The organism is Roseburia sp., assembly GCF_041325975.1.
Lineage (GTDB): Bacteria > Bacillota > Clostridia > Lachnospirales > Lachnospiraceae > Roseburia > Roseburia rectibacter.
On sequence record NZ_JBGLEJ010000005.1, the window covers coordinates 1,386,151 to 1,406,378 of the forward strand.

The window sequence follows — 20,228 nt, forward strand, 5'->3', positions numbered from 1 at the left end:
TATTATTGATATATCTGTCATATAATTTTTATATGGAAAAATAAAAATCACAGGAGACAAACATCGCATGATCACTTACGACTATTACCGTATTTTCTACTATGTTGTACAATATAAAAGTTTTACCAGAGCTGCCGAGGCACTGCACAATAACCAGCCAAATATCACAAGGTGCATGAATAACCTGGAAGCAGAATTACACTGTACGCTTTTTTTACGTTCCAACAAGGGTATCACACTGACTCCCGAAGGGAAAAGATTATATGAACATGTTGCGATCGCCTATGAGCAGCTTTCGCTTGGGGAAGATGAGATCCGTCAGAACATGGAACTCGAAAATGGACTGGTTTCCATCGGAGCCAGCGAAAATGCGTTACGCCTGCGGCTGCTTCCGGTGTTAGAACGTTTTCATGAACAATATCCTCATGTACGCATCCGTATTTTCAATCACTCCACACCACAGGCAATTTTAGCATTAGAGAGCAAAGTTGTCGATTTTGCAGCCGTCACCTCACCGCTCGCCATCCAAAAGCCACTGCACAAAACGCACCTTGCCTCCTACCGTGAAATTCTGATTGGGGGAACAAAATATAAAGAATTGGCTTCGCAGATCCGAAGCTTAAACGATCTTTCCGGGATACCATTCATAGGGCTTGCCGACGGCACCGGATCAAGAGAATTGTATCACCGTTATTTTTTAAGTCACGGTCTGATGTTCGCACCGGATATGGAGGCTGCTACCACCGACCAGATCCTGCCGATGATCACACACAACCTCGGTATCGGTTTTTATCCGGAAGAGCTCGCTGCGGAAGCGATCGCACGCGGCAATGCCTACGCGATCCGCCTTGTGGAGCCTATCCCGGAACGTGAAATATGTTTAGTCACAAACAGCAGCACCCAGATAAGTGCTGCTGTCCGCAAAGTGATTTCTTTTCTTTCTGTCTGATTTTATGCAGAACGTATATCCCGCACCTCTCCCGGAACTATTACCGGTCTTCCCTGAAATATGCCTCTCCAAGGCTTGCCGGCGGCTGGTTTTCCAGTTTATTCCGTTTACTTGTGATAACAAGCACAATGATCGTTACTACATAAGGAAGCATTTTGCAAAGTTCCTGTGTTGCACGTGTCAGTCCCGGCAGATAAATATATAAAATATAAAGTCCGCCAAAAAGGAATGATCCCCAGATCGCATGATCCGGATTCCAGAGTGCTAAGATAACAAGTGCGATCGCTAACCATCCGCGGTCACCGAAACCGTTGTTTGACCAGGTTCCTCCTAGATATTCCATGACAAAATAAAGTCCGCCAAGACCTGCTATTGCTGCCCCTGTCACGGTTGCAATATATTTATATTTCGATACATTGATACCTGCAGCATCTGCGGTTGCCGGGCTCTCTCCGACTGCACGTAAGTTTAATCCGCGTCTGGTCTTTTTCAGAAAATAAGTCATGCATACCGCAAGGATCACGGACAAATAGGTCAGAAATCCATAGGAAAATAATAAATCTCCGATAAATGGAATCGCAGATAATCCCGGAATCTTTGCACGGAACGCTGCCGCAGTTGTCTGTACGGAAATCTGTCCGACACCTCCTGCAAGTTTTGAGATAGATCCACCAAAGAAGTTACCAAAACCTACACCAAATGTTGTAAGCGCAAGACCGACAACATTCTGGTTTGCACGCAGTGTGATCGTTAAAAAACTATAGATCAGTCCGCCTAACGCAGCTACGATCAGTGTTGCAAAAAAGGCGATCAAAAGACCAATAAATCCATTTGGATTTTCATTGCCATTCTCATAGAAAAAAGCACCCATCAGACCGGCAATACCACCCATGTACATGATACCCGGTATTCCAAGATTTAAGTTACCGGACTTTTCTGTCACGATCTCTCCGGTCGCACCGAATAATATCGCAACGCCCTGTCCGATTGCTTTTTGTATAAATGTCATAAGCAGATTCATTTATTTTCCCTCCTTATGGTTCTTTTTCCATTCCAGTCTGTAATTAATAAAAAACTCACATCCGATCAGGAAAAACAGCAAAATACCTGTAATGATATCTGATGCATTCTCATTTAAACCAAACTGGGAAGCGATCTGGATCGATCCCTGCTGCATAAATACTAAAAATGCAGATACTAAGATCATGGCAAATGGATTAAATTTAGACATCCATGCTACGATGATCGCGGTAAATCCACGTCCACCTGCTGTACTTGTAGAAATCGTATGGCTTGCACCGCTGACGATCAGACAGCCGGAAAGACCACAGATTGCACCGGAAATCATCATGGTACGGATGATTACTTTTTTTACATTGATGCCGGCATAACGCGCGGTATTCTGGCTTTCTCCGACAACAGCGATCTCATATCCCTGTTTACTGTATTTCATGTATACATACATACCGAGTGTGATGACAAGAACCACGATCACATTCAGTCCATACATATTTCCAAACACAGATGGGAACCATCCTTTCTGTCCTGCTGCATTGATAATACCGACCGTATTCGAACCAGATGGATTCTCCCAGAATACAATGGCAAATGTTACAAGCTGCATTGCCACATAATTAAGCATCAGCGTAAACAATGTCTCATTTGTGTTAAAATATGCCTTAAACACTGCCGGGATCAATCCCCAGATCAGACCTGCTGTGGCACTTGCAATAAAGATCAGGATCAGAAGAAGCCAGTTTGGCATTGCATCCCCCGCATAGATCATCAGTGCGGCGGTTGCCATACCTCCCATTAAGATCTGTCCCTCAGCTCCGATATTCCAGAACTTCATTTTAAATGCAGGCGTCAGTCCGATCGCAATACATAAAAGTACTAATGTCTCGCGGATCGTCACCCACACACGACGGCTGCTTCCAACCGCACCATCTACGATACCAAGATATACCTGAAGCGGATTCTGTTTTGTGATCGCAACGATCACAAGTCCTGCAACGATCAGCGATAATACAACAGCTATAAGACGGATTCCCCATGCTTTAGCAGTGCTTATCGTATCCCGTTTTATCATACGAACTGCCGGTTCTTTTACTTCTTTACTCATTTGCCTGTTTCTCCTCTCCCGAACCTGTCATCAAAAGTCCGAGTTTTTCTTTTGTGGTACTTCTCGCATCCACAATACCGGAAACTCTTCCGCCATTTAACACAAGTATCCTGTCGCACAGCTCTAAGAGCACATCTAAGTCCTCGCCGACACAGATGACAGCAACTCCCTTTTTCTTCTGGTCATTTAAGAGATTATAGATCGTATAGGAAGAATTGATATCAAGTCCGCGCACCGGATATGCTACCATCAGCACATTCGGATTGCTTGCGATCTCCCGTCCTACCAGAATTTTCTGGACATTTCCACCGGAAAGACGTCTGACCGGAGTTTCAACACCCGGCGTTACGACTTCAAGTTTGTCAACGATCTCCTGTGCCAGTTTCTTCGGTGCCTTACGGTCTGCAAAGAAATGTTTTCCTTCCTTGTAGCTGCGGATCATCATGTTATCAGTCAGATCCATGGAACCGACTAATCCCATTCCGAGACGGTCCTCCGGGACAAACGATAATGCAATACCAAGTTTTTTGATATCCTCCGCTTTCATGTCGGAAATTTTTTCGACCTTTCCTTCCGGGGAATCGTAAAGGATCTCTCCGCTCTCGATCGGCTGTAAACCTGCAACAGATTCAAGAAGCTCTTTCTGTCCGCTTCCGGAAATACCGGCGATTCCAAGGATTTCCCCACTGTATGCAGTAAAAGAAGCCTCTTTTAATACTTTTAATCCTTCCTTGTTCCGGCAGGTAACGCCGCGCATCTCGATTCGTTTTTTTGCATTTTCCGGCTCGGTACGGTTGATATCAAGTGTTACTTTTTCACCGACCATCATCTCGGTCAAAGACTCCACTGTCGCGCCTTTTGTCTCCACGGTATCTATGTATTTTCCTTTTCGAAGCACAGCCACACGATCAGAAAGCTCTAACACTTCGTTTAACTTATGTGTGATGATGATAATGGATTTTCCTGCAGAACGCATGTTACGCAGCACAGCAAACAGCTTTTCCGTCTCCTGCGGTGTCAAAACGGCAGTCGGCTCATCTAAGATCAGAATATCTGCACCACGATACAATACTTTTACGATCTCAACAGTCTGTTTCTGTGAAACGGACATATCGTAGATCTTCTGGGATGGATTTAAATCAAATCCGTAACGGTCAGTCAGTTCCCTGACTTCTTTTTCCACCTGTTTTAAATTCAGCCGTTCTTTTCCCGGCAGTCCTAAAATAATATTCTCGGCGGCTGTCAAAATATTGATCAGCTTGAAATGCTGATGAATCATTCCAATTCCGAGTTCAAAGGAATCTTTCGGAGACCGGATTGTAACGGTTTTTCCATTCACACGGATTTCTCCCTCATCAGGGAAATAAATACCGGAGAGCATGTTCATCAGCGTAGTCTTTCCACTACCATTCTCTCCTAATATAGAAAGGATCTCTCCCTTTCTCACTGTCAGATTTACATTGTCATTTGCGACAACCTCTCCAAAACGTTTGGTGACTCCCAAAAGTTCAATCGCATTTACCGGTTCCACAAACAGTCCTCCTTTAACGTAAACTGCGGAACTGTGATAAAAGGTCTGTCCTTTCACAGTTCCGCTTATTTATGATACAAAAAGCATTCATTCAGACATGCTCTTTTGCATTATGGCAGAATTATATTCTGCTAAAAATCTTAATCAATCATTCTGCACCGCAGATGCTCTTAGTTTGTCACAGAAGTGATACCATCAATAATAATATCAAAAGATGGAGCAGATGCAAGCTCTGACTCATGATAGTATCCGTCAGATACATAATCTGCATATTTTGCATAATCACCGCCCTCTGCGATCAGATCTTCTAAAGAAGAACCATTTACAGTAAATGCGGATGTATCAAATACATGGATAGAACCATCTTTAATTGCATTTTCAACTTCTGTTACTTTTGCATCGGTTCCTTCTGCTGCAACTGCCTCATTGATCGGTGTGATATCAACTGCGCCCTCTGAAAATCCCTGGCACCAGTCAGTTTCGATCGGTGTACCGTCTAATACACACTGTACTGCATGTGTATAATAAACGCCCCAGTTATTTGTCGGAGAAGTAAGTGCTGCATCCGGAGCAACAGTTGTCATGTCAACGTTGTAACCAACACATGGTACTTTCTTATCCTCACAGGTGCTTGGAGCTCCTGTCGTATCTGCATGCTGGCTGATTAAAACGCATCCGTCATCGATCAGTTTTGCTGCAACTTCTGCTTCACCGGACATGTCTGCCCAACTGTTTGTATACTGTACTTCCATGGTTACGGATGGGCACTGGCTCTTTGCTCCTAAATAGAAAGAAGTAAATCCGGAAATAACCTCCGCATATGGGAATGCACCAACATAACCGATCTTTGCTGTATCTTCTGTGATTGTTCCGTCTGCGATCATCTCATTTAATTTCATACCTGCAACAACACCGGAAACATAACGTGCCTCATAGATAGAATCAAAATAGTTGTGCATGTTTGAAAGTCCGGAAGACGCTGCCTGATATCCGGTTGCATGACAGAACTGAACATCCGGGTACTCTGCTGCTGCCTGAAGCAGGTAGCTCTCATGTCCGAAGCTTGTACCAAAAATAATGTTGCATCCTTGATCTGCTAAATCAACTGCTGCATCATAAGCAGACTCATCTTCCGGGATCAGAGTTTTCTCTACGACCTGATCCTCAGATAATCCAAGATTGCTCATCATCTGATCGATACCAGCCATATGTGCTGCTGTATATCCTTCGTTCTCATCACCAATGTACATGACACCTACCTTGATATCCGATGCCGATTTTGCCTCGCCAGTGGCTGCCCCGCTCTCTGTTGCAGCTACAGTACTGTCTGCTGCATTACTATCTGATGCATTGCCTGCTGATGTGTTGTCAGCAGTTCCATTTGAGCCACATCCTGCCAGCATGGAAACGGTAAGTCCCATGGTCAATAATACACTTAATGCTTTTTTCATTTTTTCATCCTCCTGTATCGCTACTAAATAGAAATACATGAGTAAATTTAGCATAGAGAATTTTTTCCGTCAATGCAATTTTCGCCGTATTTCGCTGAAAATTCAATTTTTAACGCAAAATTTTTTCATTTATAAGCGGAGGTTATTTTTATCATTCCACAAACTTATGGTTCCCAGCTTAACGAAACATTTTTATAATCCCTCTGTCATTCAACTGTTTCAGAAATGAAACCAGAAGCGGTACTACAAACAGACCGATGATTCCAAAGAATTTTAAACCGATCAGCATACATGGCAGCATGATCACCGGCGATAACCCCATCTGTTTTCCCACCAGTTTCGGCTCGATCAGATTCCGCACGACTGTTATTACAAGGTAAAGCGCGAACACACCGACTCCGGTAGAGATCCTTCCCGATGCGAAGGCGAGTACCGCCCACGGGATCAGCACTGTACCGGTTCCAAGCACCGGAAGGATATCAAGTACCGCAATAATAAATGCAATGGCAAATGCATTTTTGATTCCAAGCAAAAACAGACCTGCCACAAGTTCCGCAAACGTGATCCCGAAGATCAGACAATAAGAGATAATGCATTTTCCCATCGTCCCTGTCACATAATTTTTTCCATCCCGGAACGCACGCTGGTATTCCGCCGGAATCTGCCGCTTTAAAAATGCTCTGATCTGTGGAAATTCCAGTTCCATAAATACCGTTGCGATCACTGTGATCAGAAGTTTCATAAAAAATCCCGGTATTCCTGCTGCCATCCCGGATACCCCGTCAATAACACCATCTGAAATGCCCGACATCAGCTTGCCTGCATTCTTTATCGTCTGTGCTGACTCCGCACCGACATCCTGCAATCCTTGCGTTTTTTCAGTCTGCCCTACCGGATAAAACACAACTGACAAACGTTCCACCCACTGATAAAAACGCTGCATAACAGGCACAACTGTATCCGAAAAAAAGACAGACAGCTCCCGCGTCAGATCATAGATCAGCCTCACCAGATAACTGCCTGCAAAATAAAGGACGGCTGCCAGAAGTATATAAAAGAAAAGAACCGTTGTAACCGCCACGATTCCTCTTTTGATATGTGTTCTCTCCGTAATGAACTTTACTGCTCCAGCCAATAGCGCCGCCACTGCAAAGGCTGCCAGAAACGGGAAAAGCACAGATCCCGCCGCTTTTAATACTACCCATAAGATCACAAGCCACACTGCTCCAAATGCAAAGCTGATCAGAAATTCCTTCTGACGTCTCAACCGTTCTTCCCTGTTCATCGCCCACCCTTTTCCTTTACTGCTGCCTTATTGATCTTTTATTACTATATCCGTTTTGGATGGGATCTATGCCATGTGTACTTTTAATTTGTATTTTCCTGTGCCGCAAAAATCTTACTGCAGAATGCGTCATATTCGTCATTCGAAACTTCTTTTCCATTCCAGAAATATTTCATTCCAGAATCCGGATCATTTTCATCTATGAGTTCTTCACCAAAGTTCATTTCTGCAGCCAGGTTATCCGCTCCTTCATACTTTTCCATATGATAGGTTTCATATCCTGCATTCATGTCATTGCTGTACATAATCCATACATCTCCATTGTAATAAGTATAGGAAAGTACAATCGCACTGCCGTCTCCTCTGGCAAATTCGTATACCTTATCATCACGGCAATCTAAATATATTCCGCCATAAGGACCACAGATAACCAGTTCATTTTCTCCGTCATTATCAAGATCGACTCTCTCCCCTATCGAATACAACTCCTCTCCCTGTGAATCCTTATTTAGATCAGAAATATTCCATGCAGATGACGGATCTGCGGTATCAACTGCGTCTACTGAACCATCGATAAATGCATCTAATAGTTCTTCTGCGGTCATTTTGTTTTTATAAGCGTTATATACCATATCTGTCTGTACATCATTCTGCGTTGTCTCCTCTGAAATTTCTGTTTTATTACCACAAGCAGTTAATGACATAACAATTAAGATACCTATTAAACCAACAACATTCTTCTTCAAATTTTTTCCCCCTAAAATCAAACTAAAAACTTCTTTTCCGAAAACATTTTATATTCTTCATTTTTTTAGAAGTTTCGTGTAAAAAATACCCACAGCACACCATTTATGGTATTCTGTGGGTATTTTGCTATCTTTTGCTGTGCTATTCATGCCATATGGTAGCCCATATGGCATGCCATATGGAACTCTTTTTATTCTTCTAATTTTAAGATATAAATACAGTTTGGCTTATCAACCTTGACCGGCGCACCGTTCTGCAGAGAGAAACCTTTCTCATAATTGATCGTATAAGATACGATATCATTGGATGTATTATTTACAGTAAGATAATGTTTCTCATCCGGATAAATTGCAAGCATTTTCGGATAATCACTGTCTACTTTAGTGCGGAATGCCTGTGTCAGCATACCTGTTGCAGGATCGATCTCATATGCAACCACTGTGTTCACACCGGCATTGGAAACAAAGAGATATTTTCCGCTCTTAGTGATCTCCATACCGGATGCGGCACAGATATCTTCCTCTTTCTTTCCCTGTGTTGTGATCGTCTGGATCTTATCAAACTGTGGCTGTTCATTTTCAACGGAGTATTTGTACACTTCGATCTCATGTGTCAGTTCATACAGGATATAAGCATATTTTCCATCTCTGGAAAAACGGATCATTCTCGGCGCAGACTCAAGCGGTCCACGAATGATATCCACCAGTTTTAATTTACCATAAGTATAATCCACACGATAGATCTTAACCTGATCTAATCCGTTATCAACTGCACACAAAAACTTCTGATCCGGTGTCAGTTTTACACAGTCAACGTGCGGTGTATTGGTACGCCTGTCACTGCCGCGTGCCATTCCTTTATGGAAAATACCATCTGCAATCGTTCCAATGCTGCCATCTTTCTCCAGATGCATCATTGTCACACGTCCGTCATGATGTCCGCCTACAAACAGATAACGTTTTTCATCATCTACTTCCACATAGCATCCTCTCATACCGCCGATCCACTGCTTGTTTACAGCCTCAAGATCTCCATCCGGAAGCACTTTAAATGCTTCTACACCTTCATCTGCGATCGAATAAAGGAACTTTCTGTCCTTTGATACAACAAGATCCGACGGGTTATTGATCGGCACTACTTTACGTTCTTTCATGCTGCCATTTGCCACATCCACATCATAAATATGGATTCCGACACTGTTTTCATGCGTATAGGTTCCCACATATGCCACATATTTTTCCATACATTTATCCTCCTTATGCCTTTTGCAGGAGCAATGCCCAGCAAGCCGGGCACGCTTTTCCTCCCTACTCTTTTCTTCGTAAAATATCATACTTCTCGAGCGGATGTCCCAGATCAATATACAAAACCTGTTTTGGATGCGGTGCTGATTCCATATCCACTCCATCCTCATCCATGATCCGTTTCACTGTCACCGTCAGATTTTCACCATCCGGCTTCATAATCTCGATCTCTTCACCGACCGAAAACTTATTGCGCTGTTCGATCCGGTAAAGCCCATCTTCGTTCTGCTCCCCAACAATTCCTAAATATGTGTATTCTTTTAAATAAGTGTTATTGTCGTAGATCTGCGCCTCGTCGGAAGGCTTTCCAAAGAAAAATCCGGTCGTAAACTGGCGGTAAGTACAGTTGGATATCTGATCTAAATACCATGGCAGATTCTTTTTGTAAAGCTCCGGTGACTCTTTGTAATCATCGATTGCCTTGCGGTAGGTTCTTGCCACAGTCGCAACATATAGTGCTGTTTTCATTCTACCCTCAATTTTAAAACTGTCAATACCCGCTTCCATTAATTCCGGTATGTGTTCGATCATGCAGAGATCCTTGGAGTTAAATATATAAGTGCCACGTTCATTCTCATAAACCGGCATATATTCATTCGGTCTTGTCTCCTCAACGATGGAATATTTCCAGCGGCATGGATGTGTGCATGCCCCCTGATTGGCATCACGTCCGGTAAAATAATTGGATAAAAGACATCTTCCGGAATAGGAAATGCACATCGCACCGTGAATAAATGTCTCGATTTCAAGATCGTCCGGTATATTTGCACGAAGTTCTTTTATTTCATTTAACGAAAGTTCACGCGCCGATACCACACGTTTTGCACCGAGTCTATACCAGAAACGGTATGTTTCATAGTTGGTATTGTTCGCCTGCGTACTGACATGACGTTCAATATCCGGGCATACTTCCTTTGCGATCATAAATATGCCGGGATCTGCGATGATAAGTGCGTCCGGTTTTTCCTCTTTTGGAAAAGAATCCAGTTCTTTGAAATACTCCCTTACACCCTCTAAATCATCATTATGTGCAAGAATATTTGCAGTCACATATACTTTTACCTCATGTTCATGTGCAAAACGGATTCCCTCTCTCATTTCCTCCATGGAAAAATTCTTGGCTTTTGCACGGAGTCCAAAAGCCTCGCCACCGATGTACACGGCATCCGCACCATAGATTACTGCAATTTTTAACACCTCAAGGCTGCTTGCCGGTATCAAAAGCTCCGGTCTTCTCATAACTTACCTGTCCTTTCGCATCTTTTCGATGCACCCTTTCTATTTCTTCCATGTGCTCACAGTCACTCCATCACCGATCGGCAACACTGCCGTGACAAGGCGTTCATCATGCGTCAGTTCATACAGATATTCACGCATTCTCTTATGGATCGTGCGGTTTCTCCTCGTGACTGCAAAACGGGATTCTATGATATCTCCATCCTGCAGCACATTATCCGAAACCAATGTTCCTTCGGAGCCAAGCAGTCTTAAAATATCCGGCATAAAATGAATATACTGACCCTTAGCAGCATCCATAAAAATAAAATCGTAGGTTTCCGTCAATGTCGGAAGAATCTGCGCAGCATCTCCCTCCAGCAGTGTAATCTGTTTTTCTTTTCCCGCACGGATAAAGTTCTCTTTTGCGATCGGGATTCTCTTTTCATAATTCTCGATCGTTGTGATCTCACATGGCACCGGATCATATTCTGCCATCAAGATGGCAGAATATCCGACTGCAGTTCCCACTTCGAGAATCCGCATCGGACATTTCATTGCAAGCAGCAGTTTTAAAAACTGCTGCATCTCTTTCCGTATGATCGGCACATAACTATCCAGTGCTTCCTTTTCTATCTGATCTAAAATACTGGTATTCCCTGTATCAAGTGAATTGATATAAGTGACCAGACGTTCATCTACTATCACTCGTCTGCTCCTGCCTGTTCATTTTCATCTGTGTTCTGGTTTTCTTCACCGGCACCATCTGTCTTAGTTCCATCCGAAGATGACTGTCCAGCTGAACCAGAATCTGTTTCATACTCTGTATTTTCTGTATTTTCTGTACTCTCAGTGCTCTCCTCAGCCTCTGCCGCCATGACTGCCATCATATCTTTTGCCGTCATGGATGTATTTAATGTATAGGTTCCTGCCTTTAACTTACCGTGATATGCTGACATACGAAGCTGTACATAAAACAGATTTGCATCGCGGATCAGCCCCTCTTTTTTTAACAGCTTTCCAATCTGATATTCTGACAGATCATCCGTTACATCTACGGACACATCTGTACCGGGTTCTTCTTCCACCGGTCCTTCCGTAAAGACACGATAACCGAAATCATAACAAAAACTTCCAAGTTTTATCAGACCGATCACGACAAGCAGCATGACCAGAATAGAAAAACTGATACTGACAAATTTTAATACCAGTTTATTCAGCTTCATATGAAATCCTCCAGACTATTCCTCAAATCCAACCTCAAAATCCAATTCTTCTATCAGCGTCCAGTTAATCTTCTGTACTACACGGCAAATGGCATTTTCTGCCGCAAGGTATTCTGCAACAAGCGGATTTTTCCGGAACTCACGGTATTCCTGTTCCATCTTATCCGTTGCATCATAAAGATCCACATTGCCATCACTGTTCTGCAGCAGATAATTTTTCTGACGGAATGCATGGATCTGCTCCTCTAACTGCGGCTGATTGTGCACTCTGTTTTTGATATCCTGATATCTGATATATTCCTCGCTGAATTTGACTGCCTCGACTAATTCCTGCATGGCTTCATCCATTCTGCTCATGATACATCTGTCCTTCCTACACTTCCATAATAATCGGCATGATCATAGGTCTGCGCTTTGTCTCTTTCCATACAAAATCACCTAAGGAATCCTTGATCTCATTTTTGATCTTGCCCCAGTCGGTAATTCCTCTGTCCATACAATACTGCATCTTATCCTCAAGCAGATGCTTTGCATCCTCCATCAGACTCTCTGCACCCCTGACATAAACAAAACCGCGTGATACGATATCCGGTCCTGCAAGTACCTGCCCGGAACCGCTCTCTAATGTCAGCACGACAATGATGATTCCATCCTCTGCAAGATGCTGTCTGTCGCGAAGTACGATATTTCCGACATCACCGACACCAAGTCCGTCGACCATGATGTCGCCGACGTGGACTCTTCCTGTAACCTCCGCTTTTTCATCATCTAACTCAAGCACGTCACCGGACATCAGAATAAAGATATTATCTTTGTTGATTCCAAGTTCCTCAGCTACTCTCGCCTGTGCTAAAAGATGACGGTACTCTCCATGAACCGGAACAGCATATTTCGGTTTTACCAGAGAATAGATCAGTTTGATCTCTTCCTGACAGGCATGACCGGATACGTGCACATCCTGGAAAATAACATTCGCACCCTTCATGGAAAGCTCATTGATGATTCCGGAAACTGCTTTTTCATTTCCAGGGATCGGGTTGGAGCTTAATACGATCGTATCATTTGGTTTGATCGTAACTTTTTTATGCATACCGCTTGCCATACGGGATAATGCCGCCATGGATTCTCCCTGGCTTCCGGTCGTGATCAGTACTGTTTTTTCGTCCGGATAATTTTTCAGTTCTTCAATATCGATTAGTGTATTATCCGGGATGTTAATATAGCCAAGTTCTGACGCAATACCGATGATATTTACCATACTGCGTCCTTCCACAACTACTTTTCTACCGTATTTATACGCTGTATTAATGATCTGCTGCACACGGTCTACGTTAGACGCAAATGTTGCAATAATAATCCTCGTATTTTTGTGATCTGCAAAGATCTCATCAAAGGTCTTACCGACTGTCTTTTCAGACATTGTAAATCCCTTGCGTTCCGCATTGGTACTGTCGCATAACAGTGCAAGTACACCTTTTTTACCGATCTCACCAAAACGCTGTAAGTCGATGGCATCACCAAATACCGGTGTATAGTCTACCTTAAAGTCACCGGTGTGCACCACGATACCTGCCGGTGAATAAATAGCAAGCGCTGCTGCATCCTGGATACTGTGGTTCGTACGGATGAACTCCACACGGAAACATCCTAAATTGATGTGCTGTCCGTATTTTACGACCTTGCGTTTTACCTTAGTCAGCATATTGTGTTCTTTTAACTTATGTTCAATGATACCGATGGTAAGCTTTGTCGCATAAATCGGAACATTGATGTCCCTTAAGACATACGGAATCGCTCCGATATGATCCTCATGTCCGTGTGTAATGAAAAATCCCTTAACTTTATCAATATTATCTTTCAGATAAGTCACATCCGGGATGACAAGATCGATTCCATACATGTCATCTTCCGGGAAAGACAGCCCACAGTCTACTACAATGATACTGTCCTCGTACTCAAATGCTGTAATGTTCATTCCGATCTGCTCTAAGCCGCCAAGCGGAATGATCTTAAGTTTTGAAGTTTTTTCTTTCTTTGTCTCTTTTACGCTGGTTCTCTTTTTCCGTTCCGGTCTCTCTGCTCTTCTTGAATCATTCTGGCTGATTCCTGCCTCCTTATTCTCTTTCATATTCAATGTCCGCATCCTCTATCAATTCTGAAAATATTTTACCTACTGCCGCAAGTTCCATGTCGTCATCCACCATCTCGCACACAACGTCATCGTCCTCTGTGGCTACTTCTTTTAAAATGTACGCATCACAGTCGCCATCTTCCTCTTCCGTGACAAAAAAATAACGCGTACCATTTACCTGTGTCTCCTCCACAACAAAGAAATCAATGCTCTCTTTTGTCTGCGGGTCCACAAATGTTACTTTTTCCATGTGCATCCTCCATGCATAACACAAAAACCGCATTCTGTAACCTGCGGCTTTTGTCATTACCTTTTTACTTCTCTGCGTGCATACTCCGATAATCCAGATATCCCTGCAAAATAAAGACTGCCGCGATCTCATCGACATACTTCTTGCGGTCTTCCCTGCGGATACCGGATTCCATCATGTGTTTATCTGCGGAAACAGTCGTCAGTCTCTCATCCCACAATATGACCTCTAAACCTGTCCGTCTCTCTAACATCTCTTTAAACTCTTTTGTCTTCTCGCAACGCTCTCCTTCTGTGTTATTCATATTCTTCGGATAACCCAGAACAATACACTCCACCTGATATTCTGCGATAATCGCTTCGATCCTCGCCAAAGTCTGGCGCAGTTTATTAGGGGACTGGCGTCTTATGATCTCCAGTCCCTGCGCAGTTAATAAAAGCTCATCACTGACTGCCACACCGACAGTTTTTGAGCCAAAATCCAAACCTAAAATCCGCATAAACTTCCTATTCCCAATGATTATTTTTGATATAAGCCTTTAAAATTTCTTCGACCAGTTCGTCACGTTCCACTTTCATGATCAGGCTTCTTGCATTATTATGACTGGTAATGTATGTGGGATCTCCAGACATAATATATCCAACAATCTGATTCACAGGATTATAGCCTTTCTCGCTCAATGCACGATATACGATCGTGAGCACATCGCCAACTTTAAGCTCCGGCTCTTTCTCCACTCTGAAATATTGTGTATTATTGATATTCTGCATATTTTTCACGCCCTTATACCTGCTATAAAAAGCATTGCTAGTTTTTATTTTAATATAGTTTGTCCTAAAATTCAACCAAAAGATAAATATCGTCTTTTAATTTTCCTTTTATCTTTCCGGTCACAAACTGATTTGTCCTGTTTTTTTCTGTTTCAAATGCCACTTTGACATACTCTTTTGTGTATCCGGTAAAATATGTTTTCCCATCCACCACAAGTTTTTCCTCTAACAGTGCAGTCTTTTCTTTCCCGACATAATATTCCCGGAATTCTTCAGACATTTTCTTTTCTAAAGCAAGAAGGATATTGCTTCTCTCTGTCTTTATCTGCTCCGGCACCTGATCCGGCATCACTGCTGCCTTTGTACCTTCACGCACCGAATACTTAAAAATGTGCATCTCGTAAAAATGTATCTTTTTCAGGTACTCTTCTGTAATTTTAAACTCATCCTCAGTCTCTCCGGGGAAACCGACGATCACATCCGTTGTGATCGCAGGATGATCAAAATATTTCCGCAGCAGATCACAGCCCATCTCATATTCTGCCGTGTCATATCTGCGGTTCATCCGCTTTAAGACGCTGTCACAGCCACTCTGCAGAGACAGGTGAAAATGCGGACAGATCTTTGTAAGTTCTGATAACCTTTTTGCAAAATCTTCTGTCACGATACGCGGTTCTAAACTTCCAAGACGGATACGCTCGATCCCCTCGATCTCATGTACATGCTCGATCAGTGAAAGTAATGTCTCCCCGGTATCGACTCCGTAGGAACTTAGATGGATTCCGGTCAGCACTACTTCCTTATAACCGCTTTCTGCAAGTCCTGTTATCTCATTTAACACATCTTCCATTTTACGGCTTCTCACACGTCCTCTTGCAAACGGAATGATACAGTAACTGCAGAACTGGTTACAGCCGTCCTGCACCTTGATAAATGCGCGTGTATGCTCTGCCGTTTTCTTTAAATGCAGTTCTTCATACTCCTGCTTTTCATGGTTGATATCAACGATCTGTGCCTGTTTTGCATGTTCTTTTTCATACTCATTTAATAATGTTACCAGCTCGTGTTTCTGGTTATTTCCGATCACGATATCAATACTTTCATCCAGTATGGCCTGTGCCTCTTTTGTCTGCACATAACAGCCGGCTCCGACTACAATGGCATCCGGGTTCATCTTTTTTGCACGGTGAAACATCTGTCTTGACTTGCGGTCTGCCATGTTTGTCACGGAACAGGTATTTATCACATATACATCTGCAATTTCTGTAAAGGGAACGATCTCATATCCTGCATTTTCAAGGATCTGCTGCATAGCTTCTGTCTCATATGCATTAACTTTACACCCCAGATTGTGCAGTGCTGCTTTTTTCATTTTTTACCTCCATAATATCTATTTACTTGTTGACTTTTCCATGAAAAACCATTACTATAAAGATAACTTTAACAGCTAATTTTAAGGAGGTTTTTCATCATGAAAACAGTACAGATTTCTTTAAATTCTATCGACAAAGTGAAATCATTTGTCAATGCGATTACACAGTATGAGTATGATTTCGATTTAATCTCCGGTAGATATGTTATCGACGCAAAATCCATCATGGGTATCTTCAGCTTAGACTTATCCAAACCGATTGATTTAGCAATCCATGCTGAAGCTAATGTTGATGAGATTATGGAAACATTAAAACCATACTTAATCTAATCACAGATCAGATGTCATACCGTTTGCGGTGTCACATAGATGGAACATAAACCACAGGTCATGTACCTGTGGTTTTTTGCTGCATCCAGACTTTTTACATTTTTTTGCATATCCGCTGCTGATTATCTATGTTGTGTAATCAGCAGCCAGTACACCAGACCTCTTGTTTTAAATGACACTTCTATGCTTCAATGTGAATCACTTCGACTGTATCAATCGCTTTCTGCATCAGCTCATCAATCTTTTCTGAAAGTTTCTTCTCATCATTATGAATAACATTTAAGCTCGGCTTTGTGACCGGATGTTTTGCAACGAAAATGGTACAGCAGTCCTCAAACGGAAGAATGGATGTCTCATATGCATCGATCTTCTCAGAGATCTCAACGATCTCCTGCTTGTCAAAACCGATAAGCGGACGATAAACCGGCATCGTGCAGACCTCATTTGTAGCTGCAAGCGACTGCATAGTCTGACTTGCCACCTGTCCGATGCTTTCTCCCGTGATCAGCCCTAAACATTTATTTTCTTTGGCAAAATGCTCTGCTAATTTCATCATATAACGGCGCATGATGATTGTTAATTCCTCATGCGGACACTGCTCATAAATATAGAGCTGGATATCCGTAAAATTAACAACATGTAAGTTGATCGGTCCGGAATATTTTGCAACGATCTTTGCAAGATCCACAACTTTTTGTTTTGCACGCTCCGATGTATAAGGCGGTGCATGGAAATAAGTTGCATCGATCGTTACACCACGTTTTGCGATCATATAACCTGCAACCGGACTGTCGATACCACCGGAGAGAAGCAGCATTGCTTTTCCGTTTGTGCCAACCGGCATACCGCCCGGTCCCGGAATGACCGTGGAATAAACGTTGATCTGGTTACGGATCTCCACATTGATCACAACTTCCGGTTTATGCACATCCACGTGAGTCTCCGGGAATGCAGCTAAAATACGTTCTCCAAGCTGTGCATTGATCTCCATGGACTCAAGCGGATAGTTTTTGCGCGCTCTTCTCGCATTTACCTTAAATGTAAAATGCTTGTCCGGATAAGCCTCATCAATGTGATGGATGACTTCTTCTGCTAATTTGTCAAATCCCTCATCCTCTAAGATGACAACCGGACAGATTCCAACGATACCGAATACACATTTTAATGCTTCTACTGCCTCATCATAATCATATTCGCCATCCATTTCAATGTAGATTCTTCCCTGCTCCTTGCGGATGCGGAAAGTTCCATCTACTTTTTTTAAGGCATGGTTCATCTGGCTGACTAACGCATCCTCAAACAGATAACGGTTTTTTCCTTTGATAGCGATCTCTGCATATTTTATCAAAAATGCTTTGTACATATTTTTTCCTTTCTATCTTTTTTTCAATCGTTTCTTAATTACTTTATTAGTTGTATTTCCGCCCTTTCTTTTTGTCTTTTCTGAGCGGTCAGTGTCTGGTAAATTTTCTGCGGAACGGAATGATCTCTTTTAACTGTTCTACTGCGTAATCAATTTCTTCTTCTGTCGTATTGACACAGAAGCTGAAACGGATTGTTCCCTCTAAATCTGCTTTGTTAAGTCCGATTCCCTGCAATGTCTTACTCGGTGCCGGTTTATTTGACGAACAGGCACTTCCCGCGGAGACGTAAATCTCTTTTTCCTCAAGAGAGTGCAGCATAACTTCACTTCTTACTCCCTGGATCGTGACGCTGACGATCTGCGGTGCGGAATCCTCTCCCGTCTTTCCATTGATGGTAACACCTTCAATTTTGGTTACTTCCTCGATAAAATGCTTTTTGAGCGTATACATATGGGCAATTTTTGTATCAAAATCCTCATAGATCTCCATTGCTGCCTCGCCAAGCGCAGCCACTCCCGGAACATTTTCCGTACCGGAACGCATGCCTTTCTGCTGACCGCCGCCGTAAATGATCGGCTTGATCTTTGTCTTGTCTTTGATAAATAAAAATCCGGTTCCCTTTGGAGCATGAATCTTGTGACCGCTGACAGAGAGCAGGTCAATTCCAAGTTTTTTCGGGCAGATACGGTATTTTCCGTATGCCTGGATCGCATCTACATGAATGATCGTATTTGGATTTTTTTCTTTTATAATCTTTGCTGCCTCTGCGATCGGCTCAACGGCACCAATTTCGTTATTGACCATCATCATGGAAACAAGGATCGTATCCTCACAGACCGCATCACGAAGTTCATCCAGTGAAATCTGACCGTTTTCATCTACCGGTAAATAGGTCACACGAAAACCCTGTTCCTCCAGATATGCAAGGGGTGAAAGTACTGACGCATGCTCGATCGATGTCGTGATAATGTGATTTCCCGCACGTTTATTTGCAAGTGCTGTTCCGATCAGAGCCATATTATTTGACTCTGTACCTCCTGATGTAAAAAGGATCTCTTTTTCATCTGCCTTCAGTGTTTTTGCGATCCGTTCTTTTGCCTCTTTAATATAACGTTCTGCAACAACTCCCATCGTATGAAGGGAAGAAGGATTGCCATAATCCTCCACCAAAACTTTTACCATCAGATCTTTCGCACGTTCACTGCAGCGTGTTGTTGCTGAATTATCCAGATATGCCTGCATTTTTGTTACTCCTGTTCCGCACATTTTCATCTGTGTGCACAAAACTTTATATATATTGCATTTTAATCTTCATTTCTGCGCCATCTCATCGCACTGTTTTCATTCTGTGTATGTCCGCGCCCATCAATTTTGAAACAAATTCATCCGCCCGCCAAATCACAGTCCGGCTAATTTGATTTTTCAGTGCACGACGTTTCGATATGATACATCAAAATCGCTAATGTGGCAAATCCTGCCGTCTCAGTGCGTAAAATGCGGCTGCCAAGTGAGATCAGCTTCATCTCATCTTTTACCATCGCGATCTCTTCCGGTGCAAAGCCGCCCTCCGGTCCGATAAAAATACCGATGGACTCTCCCGGTCTGACCGCCTCTACCGCCTCTTTCGTCGCTGCCATACCACGCTCATTTTCATAAGGAACCAGCTTTTGGTCTAGTTTCATTGCATATGCTACTGCTTCTTTATAGCTCATCGGCTCTGTAACTTTTGGGATCAGGCTGCGCTTTGACTGTTTCGCTGCACTTTCTGCAATTCCCTGCCAGCGGACCGTCTTTGCCGCAGCTTTTTTGGCATCCAGTTTTACCACACAATTTTTCATTGCAACCGGAATAATCTCATACACACCAAGTTCTACTGCCTTTTGAATGATCAGTTCCATCTTGTCATTTTTCGGCAGTCCCTGAAACAGATAGATCCGGTTCGGCAGCTCTGTCCCCGCCTCATCTTTTTCTAAGATTGCCGCACGTACAAAGGAATCCTCGATTTCTGCAATTTCACAGAAATAATTTTCCCCTGCCGGTCCGCTGATGCGGATCTTTTCTCCCGGCTTCATGCGCAGTACATTTTTGATATGATTGACATCACTGCCCTCGACCATCACAGAATCTTTCCCGATCTGTCCGCTCTCCACAAAAAACTGATACATTTTTCTAATGCCTTTC

21 protein-coding genes are annotated in these 20,228 nt (G+C 42.9%); 2 read left to right on the forward strand and 19 right to left on the reverse strand.

Annotation, left to right across the window (positions count from 1 at the left end):
- Positions 1–67 precede the first annotated feature (67 nt).
- A complete protein-coding gene (locus ACDD58_RS17605; RefSeq protein WP_370778541.1) occupies positions 68–949 on the forward strand; it encodes a LysR family transcriptional regulator in 882 nt (293 codons plus the stop codon).
- A 40-nt stretch (positions 950–989) separates the two neighbouring features.
- Here the strand turns inward: ACDD58_RS17605 and ACDD58_RS17610 are convergent, their stop codons facing one another.
- The 16 genes from ACDD58_RS17610 to mtaB all read right to left on the reverse strand — a co-directional run bounded on the left by ACDD58_RS17610 (position 990) and on the right by mtaB (position 16,353).
- Complete coding sequence (locus ACDD58_RS17610; RefSeq protein WP_117921221.1) at positions 990–1,970, reverse strand: ABC transporter permease; 981 nt, start codon at positions 1,968–1,970, stop codon at positions 990–992.
- Positions 1,971–3,071: an ABC transporter permease gene (locus ACDD58_RS17615; RefSeq protein WP_117921222.1), complete on the reverse strand. Its 1,101-nt coding sequence runs from the start codon at positions 3,069–3,071 to the stop codon at positions 1,971–1,973. It abuts the gene before it with no gap.
- Positions 3,064–4,602, reverse strand: coding sequence for an ABC transporter ATP-binding protein (locus tag ACDD58_RS17620; RefSeq protein ID WP_117921223.1), 1,539 nt, complete (start codon positions 4,600–4,602; stop codon positions 3,064–3,066). The genes ACDD58_RS17615 and ACDD58_RS17620 overlap by 8 nt, the downstream gene beginning before the upstream one ends.
- 170 nt (positions 4,603–4,772) lie before the next feature.
- Complete coding sequence (locus ACDD58_RS17625; protein WP_117921224.1) at positions 4,773–6,053, reverse strand: BMP family ABC transporter substrate-binding protein; 1,281 nt, start codon at positions 6,051–6,053, stop codon at positions 4,773–4,775.
- A 178-nt stretch (positions 6,054–6,231) separates the two neighbouring features.
- Complete coding sequence (gene ytvI / locus ACDD58_RS17630) at positions 6,232–7,338, reverse strand: sporulation integral membrane protein YtvI (protein WP_117921225.1); 1,107 nt, start codon at positions 7,336–7,338, stop codon at positions 6,232–6,234.
- A gap of 83 nt (positions 7,339–7,421) precedes the next feature.
- Entirely contained in the window at positions 7,422–8,084 is a 663-nt protein-coding gene (locus tag ACDD58_RS17635; protein ID WP_117921226.1) for a hypothetical protein, read from the reverse strand.
- A gap of 191 nt (positions 8,085–8,275) precedes the next feature.
- On the reverse strand, positions 8,276–9,328 hold the full coding sequence (locus ACDD58_RS17640; protein WP_117921227.1) for a beta-propeller fold lactonase family protein: 1,053 nt from the start codon (positions 9,326–9,328) through the stop codon (positions 8,276–8,278).
- A gap of 64 nt (positions 9,329–9,392) precedes the next feature.
- Positions 9,393–10,628, reverse strand: a complete 1,236-nt coding sequence (locus ACDD58_RS17645) for a U32 family peptidase (protein ID WP_117921228.1) — start codon at positions 10,626–10,628, stop codon at positions 9,393–9,395.
- Between the two features lie 39 nt (positions 10,629–10,667).
- Complete coding sequence (locus ACDD58_RS17650; protein WP_117921229.1) at positions 10,668–11,312, reverse strand: O-methyltransferase; 645 nt, start codon at positions 11,310–11,312, stop codon at positions 10,668–10,670.
- Positions 11,309–11,830 carry an endolytic transglycosylase MltG gene (locus ACDD58_RS17655; protein WP_117921230.1) on the reverse strand — a complete coding sequence of 174 codons (522 nt, stop codon included), beginning with the start codon at positions 11,828–11,830 and terminating at the stop codon, positions 11,309–11,311. Before ACDD58_RS17655 ends, ACDD58_RS17650 begins: the two co-directional genes overlap by 4 nt.
- Before the next feature lie 15 nt (positions 11,831–11,845).
- Positions 11,846–12,187, reverse strand: coding sequence for a YlbF family regulator (locus tag ACDD58_RS17660; protein WP_117921231.1), 342 nt, complete (start codon positions 12,185–12,187; stop codon positions 11,846–11,848).
- A 16-nt stretch (positions 12,188–12,203) separates the two neighbouring features.
- The gene (locus ACDD58_RS17665) at positions 12,204–13,958 is read right to left on the reverse strand and encodes a ribonuclease J (RefSeq protein ID WP_117921232.1); all 1,755 of its coding nucleotides are present in this window, start codon (positions 13,956–13,958) and stop codon (positions 12,204–12,206) included.
- Complete coding sequence (locus ACDD58_RS17670; RefSeq protein WP_186899381.1) at positions 13,945–14,211, reverse strand: DUF1292 domain-containing protein; 267 nt, start codon at positions 14,209–14,211, stop codon at positions 13,945–13,947. The genes ACDD58_RS17665 and ACDD58_RS17670 overlap by 14 nt, the downstream gene beginning before the upstream one ends.
- A 64-nt stretch (positions 14,212–14,275) precedes the next feature.
- A complete protein-coding gene (gene ruvX, locus ACDD58_RS17675; RefSeq protein WP_117921233.1) occupies positions 14,276–14,710 on the reverse strand; it encodes a Holliday junction resolvase RuvX in 435 nt (144 codons plus the stop codon).
- A 7-nt stretch (positions 14,711–14,717) separates the two neighbouring features.
- Entirely contained in the window at positions 14,718–14,981 is a 264-nt protein-coding gene (locus ACDD58_RS17680; protein WP_117921278.1) for an IreB family regulatory phosphoprotein, read from the reverse strand.
- Positions 14,982–15,045: 64 nt separating this feature from the next.
- Positions 15,046–16,353, reverse strand: coding sequence for a tRNA (N(6)-L-threonylcarbamoyladenosine(37)-C(2))-methylthiotransferase MtaB (mtaB, locus tag ACDD58_RS17685; RefSeq protein ID WP_370778542.1), 1,308 nt, complete (start codon positions 16,351–16,353; stop codon positions 15,046–15,048).
- A 99-nt stretch (positions 16,354–16,452) separates the two neighbouring features.
- On the opposite strand from mtaB, the gene ACDD58_RS17690 reads away from it, so the two are divergent.
- The gene (locus tag ACDD58_RS17690) at positions 16,453–16,683 is read left to right on the forward strand and encodes an HPr family phosphocarrier protein (RefSeq protein WP_006857923.1); all 231 of its coding nucleotides are present in this window, start codon (positions 16,453–16,455) and stop codon (positions 16,681–16,683) included.
- 181 nt (positions 16,684–16,864) lie between these two features.
- Here the strand turns inward: ACDD58_RS17690 and thiI are convergent, their stop codons facing one another.
- The 3 genes from thiI to ACDD58_RS17705 all read right to left on the reverse strand — a co-directional run bounded on the left by thiI (position 16,865) and on the right by ACDD58_RS17705 (position 20,212).
- Positions 16,865–18,046, reverse strand: a complete 1,182-nt coding sequence (gene thiI, locus ACDD58_RS17695) for a tRNA uracil 4-sulfurtransferase ThiI (RefSeq protein WP_117921235.1) — start codon at positions 18,044–18,046, stop codon at positions 16,865–16,867.
- Between the two features lie 88 nt (positions 18,047–18,134).
- On the reverse strand, positions 18,135–19,289 hold the full coding sequence (locus ACDD58_RS17700) for a cysteine desulfurase family protein (protein ID WP_370778543.1): 1,155 nt from the start codon (positions 19,287–19,289) through the stop codon (positions 18,135–18,137).
- A 167-nt stretch (positions 19,290–19,456) separates the two neighbouring features.
- Positions 19,457–20,212, reverse strand: a complete 756-nt coding sequence (locus tag ACDD58_RS17705) for a 16S rRNA (uracil(1498)-N(3))-methyltransferase (RefSeq protein ID WP_118210312.1) — start codon at positions 20,210–20,212, stop codon at positions 19,457–19,459.
- Between the last annotated feature and the right edge of the window lie 16 nt (positions 20,213–20,228).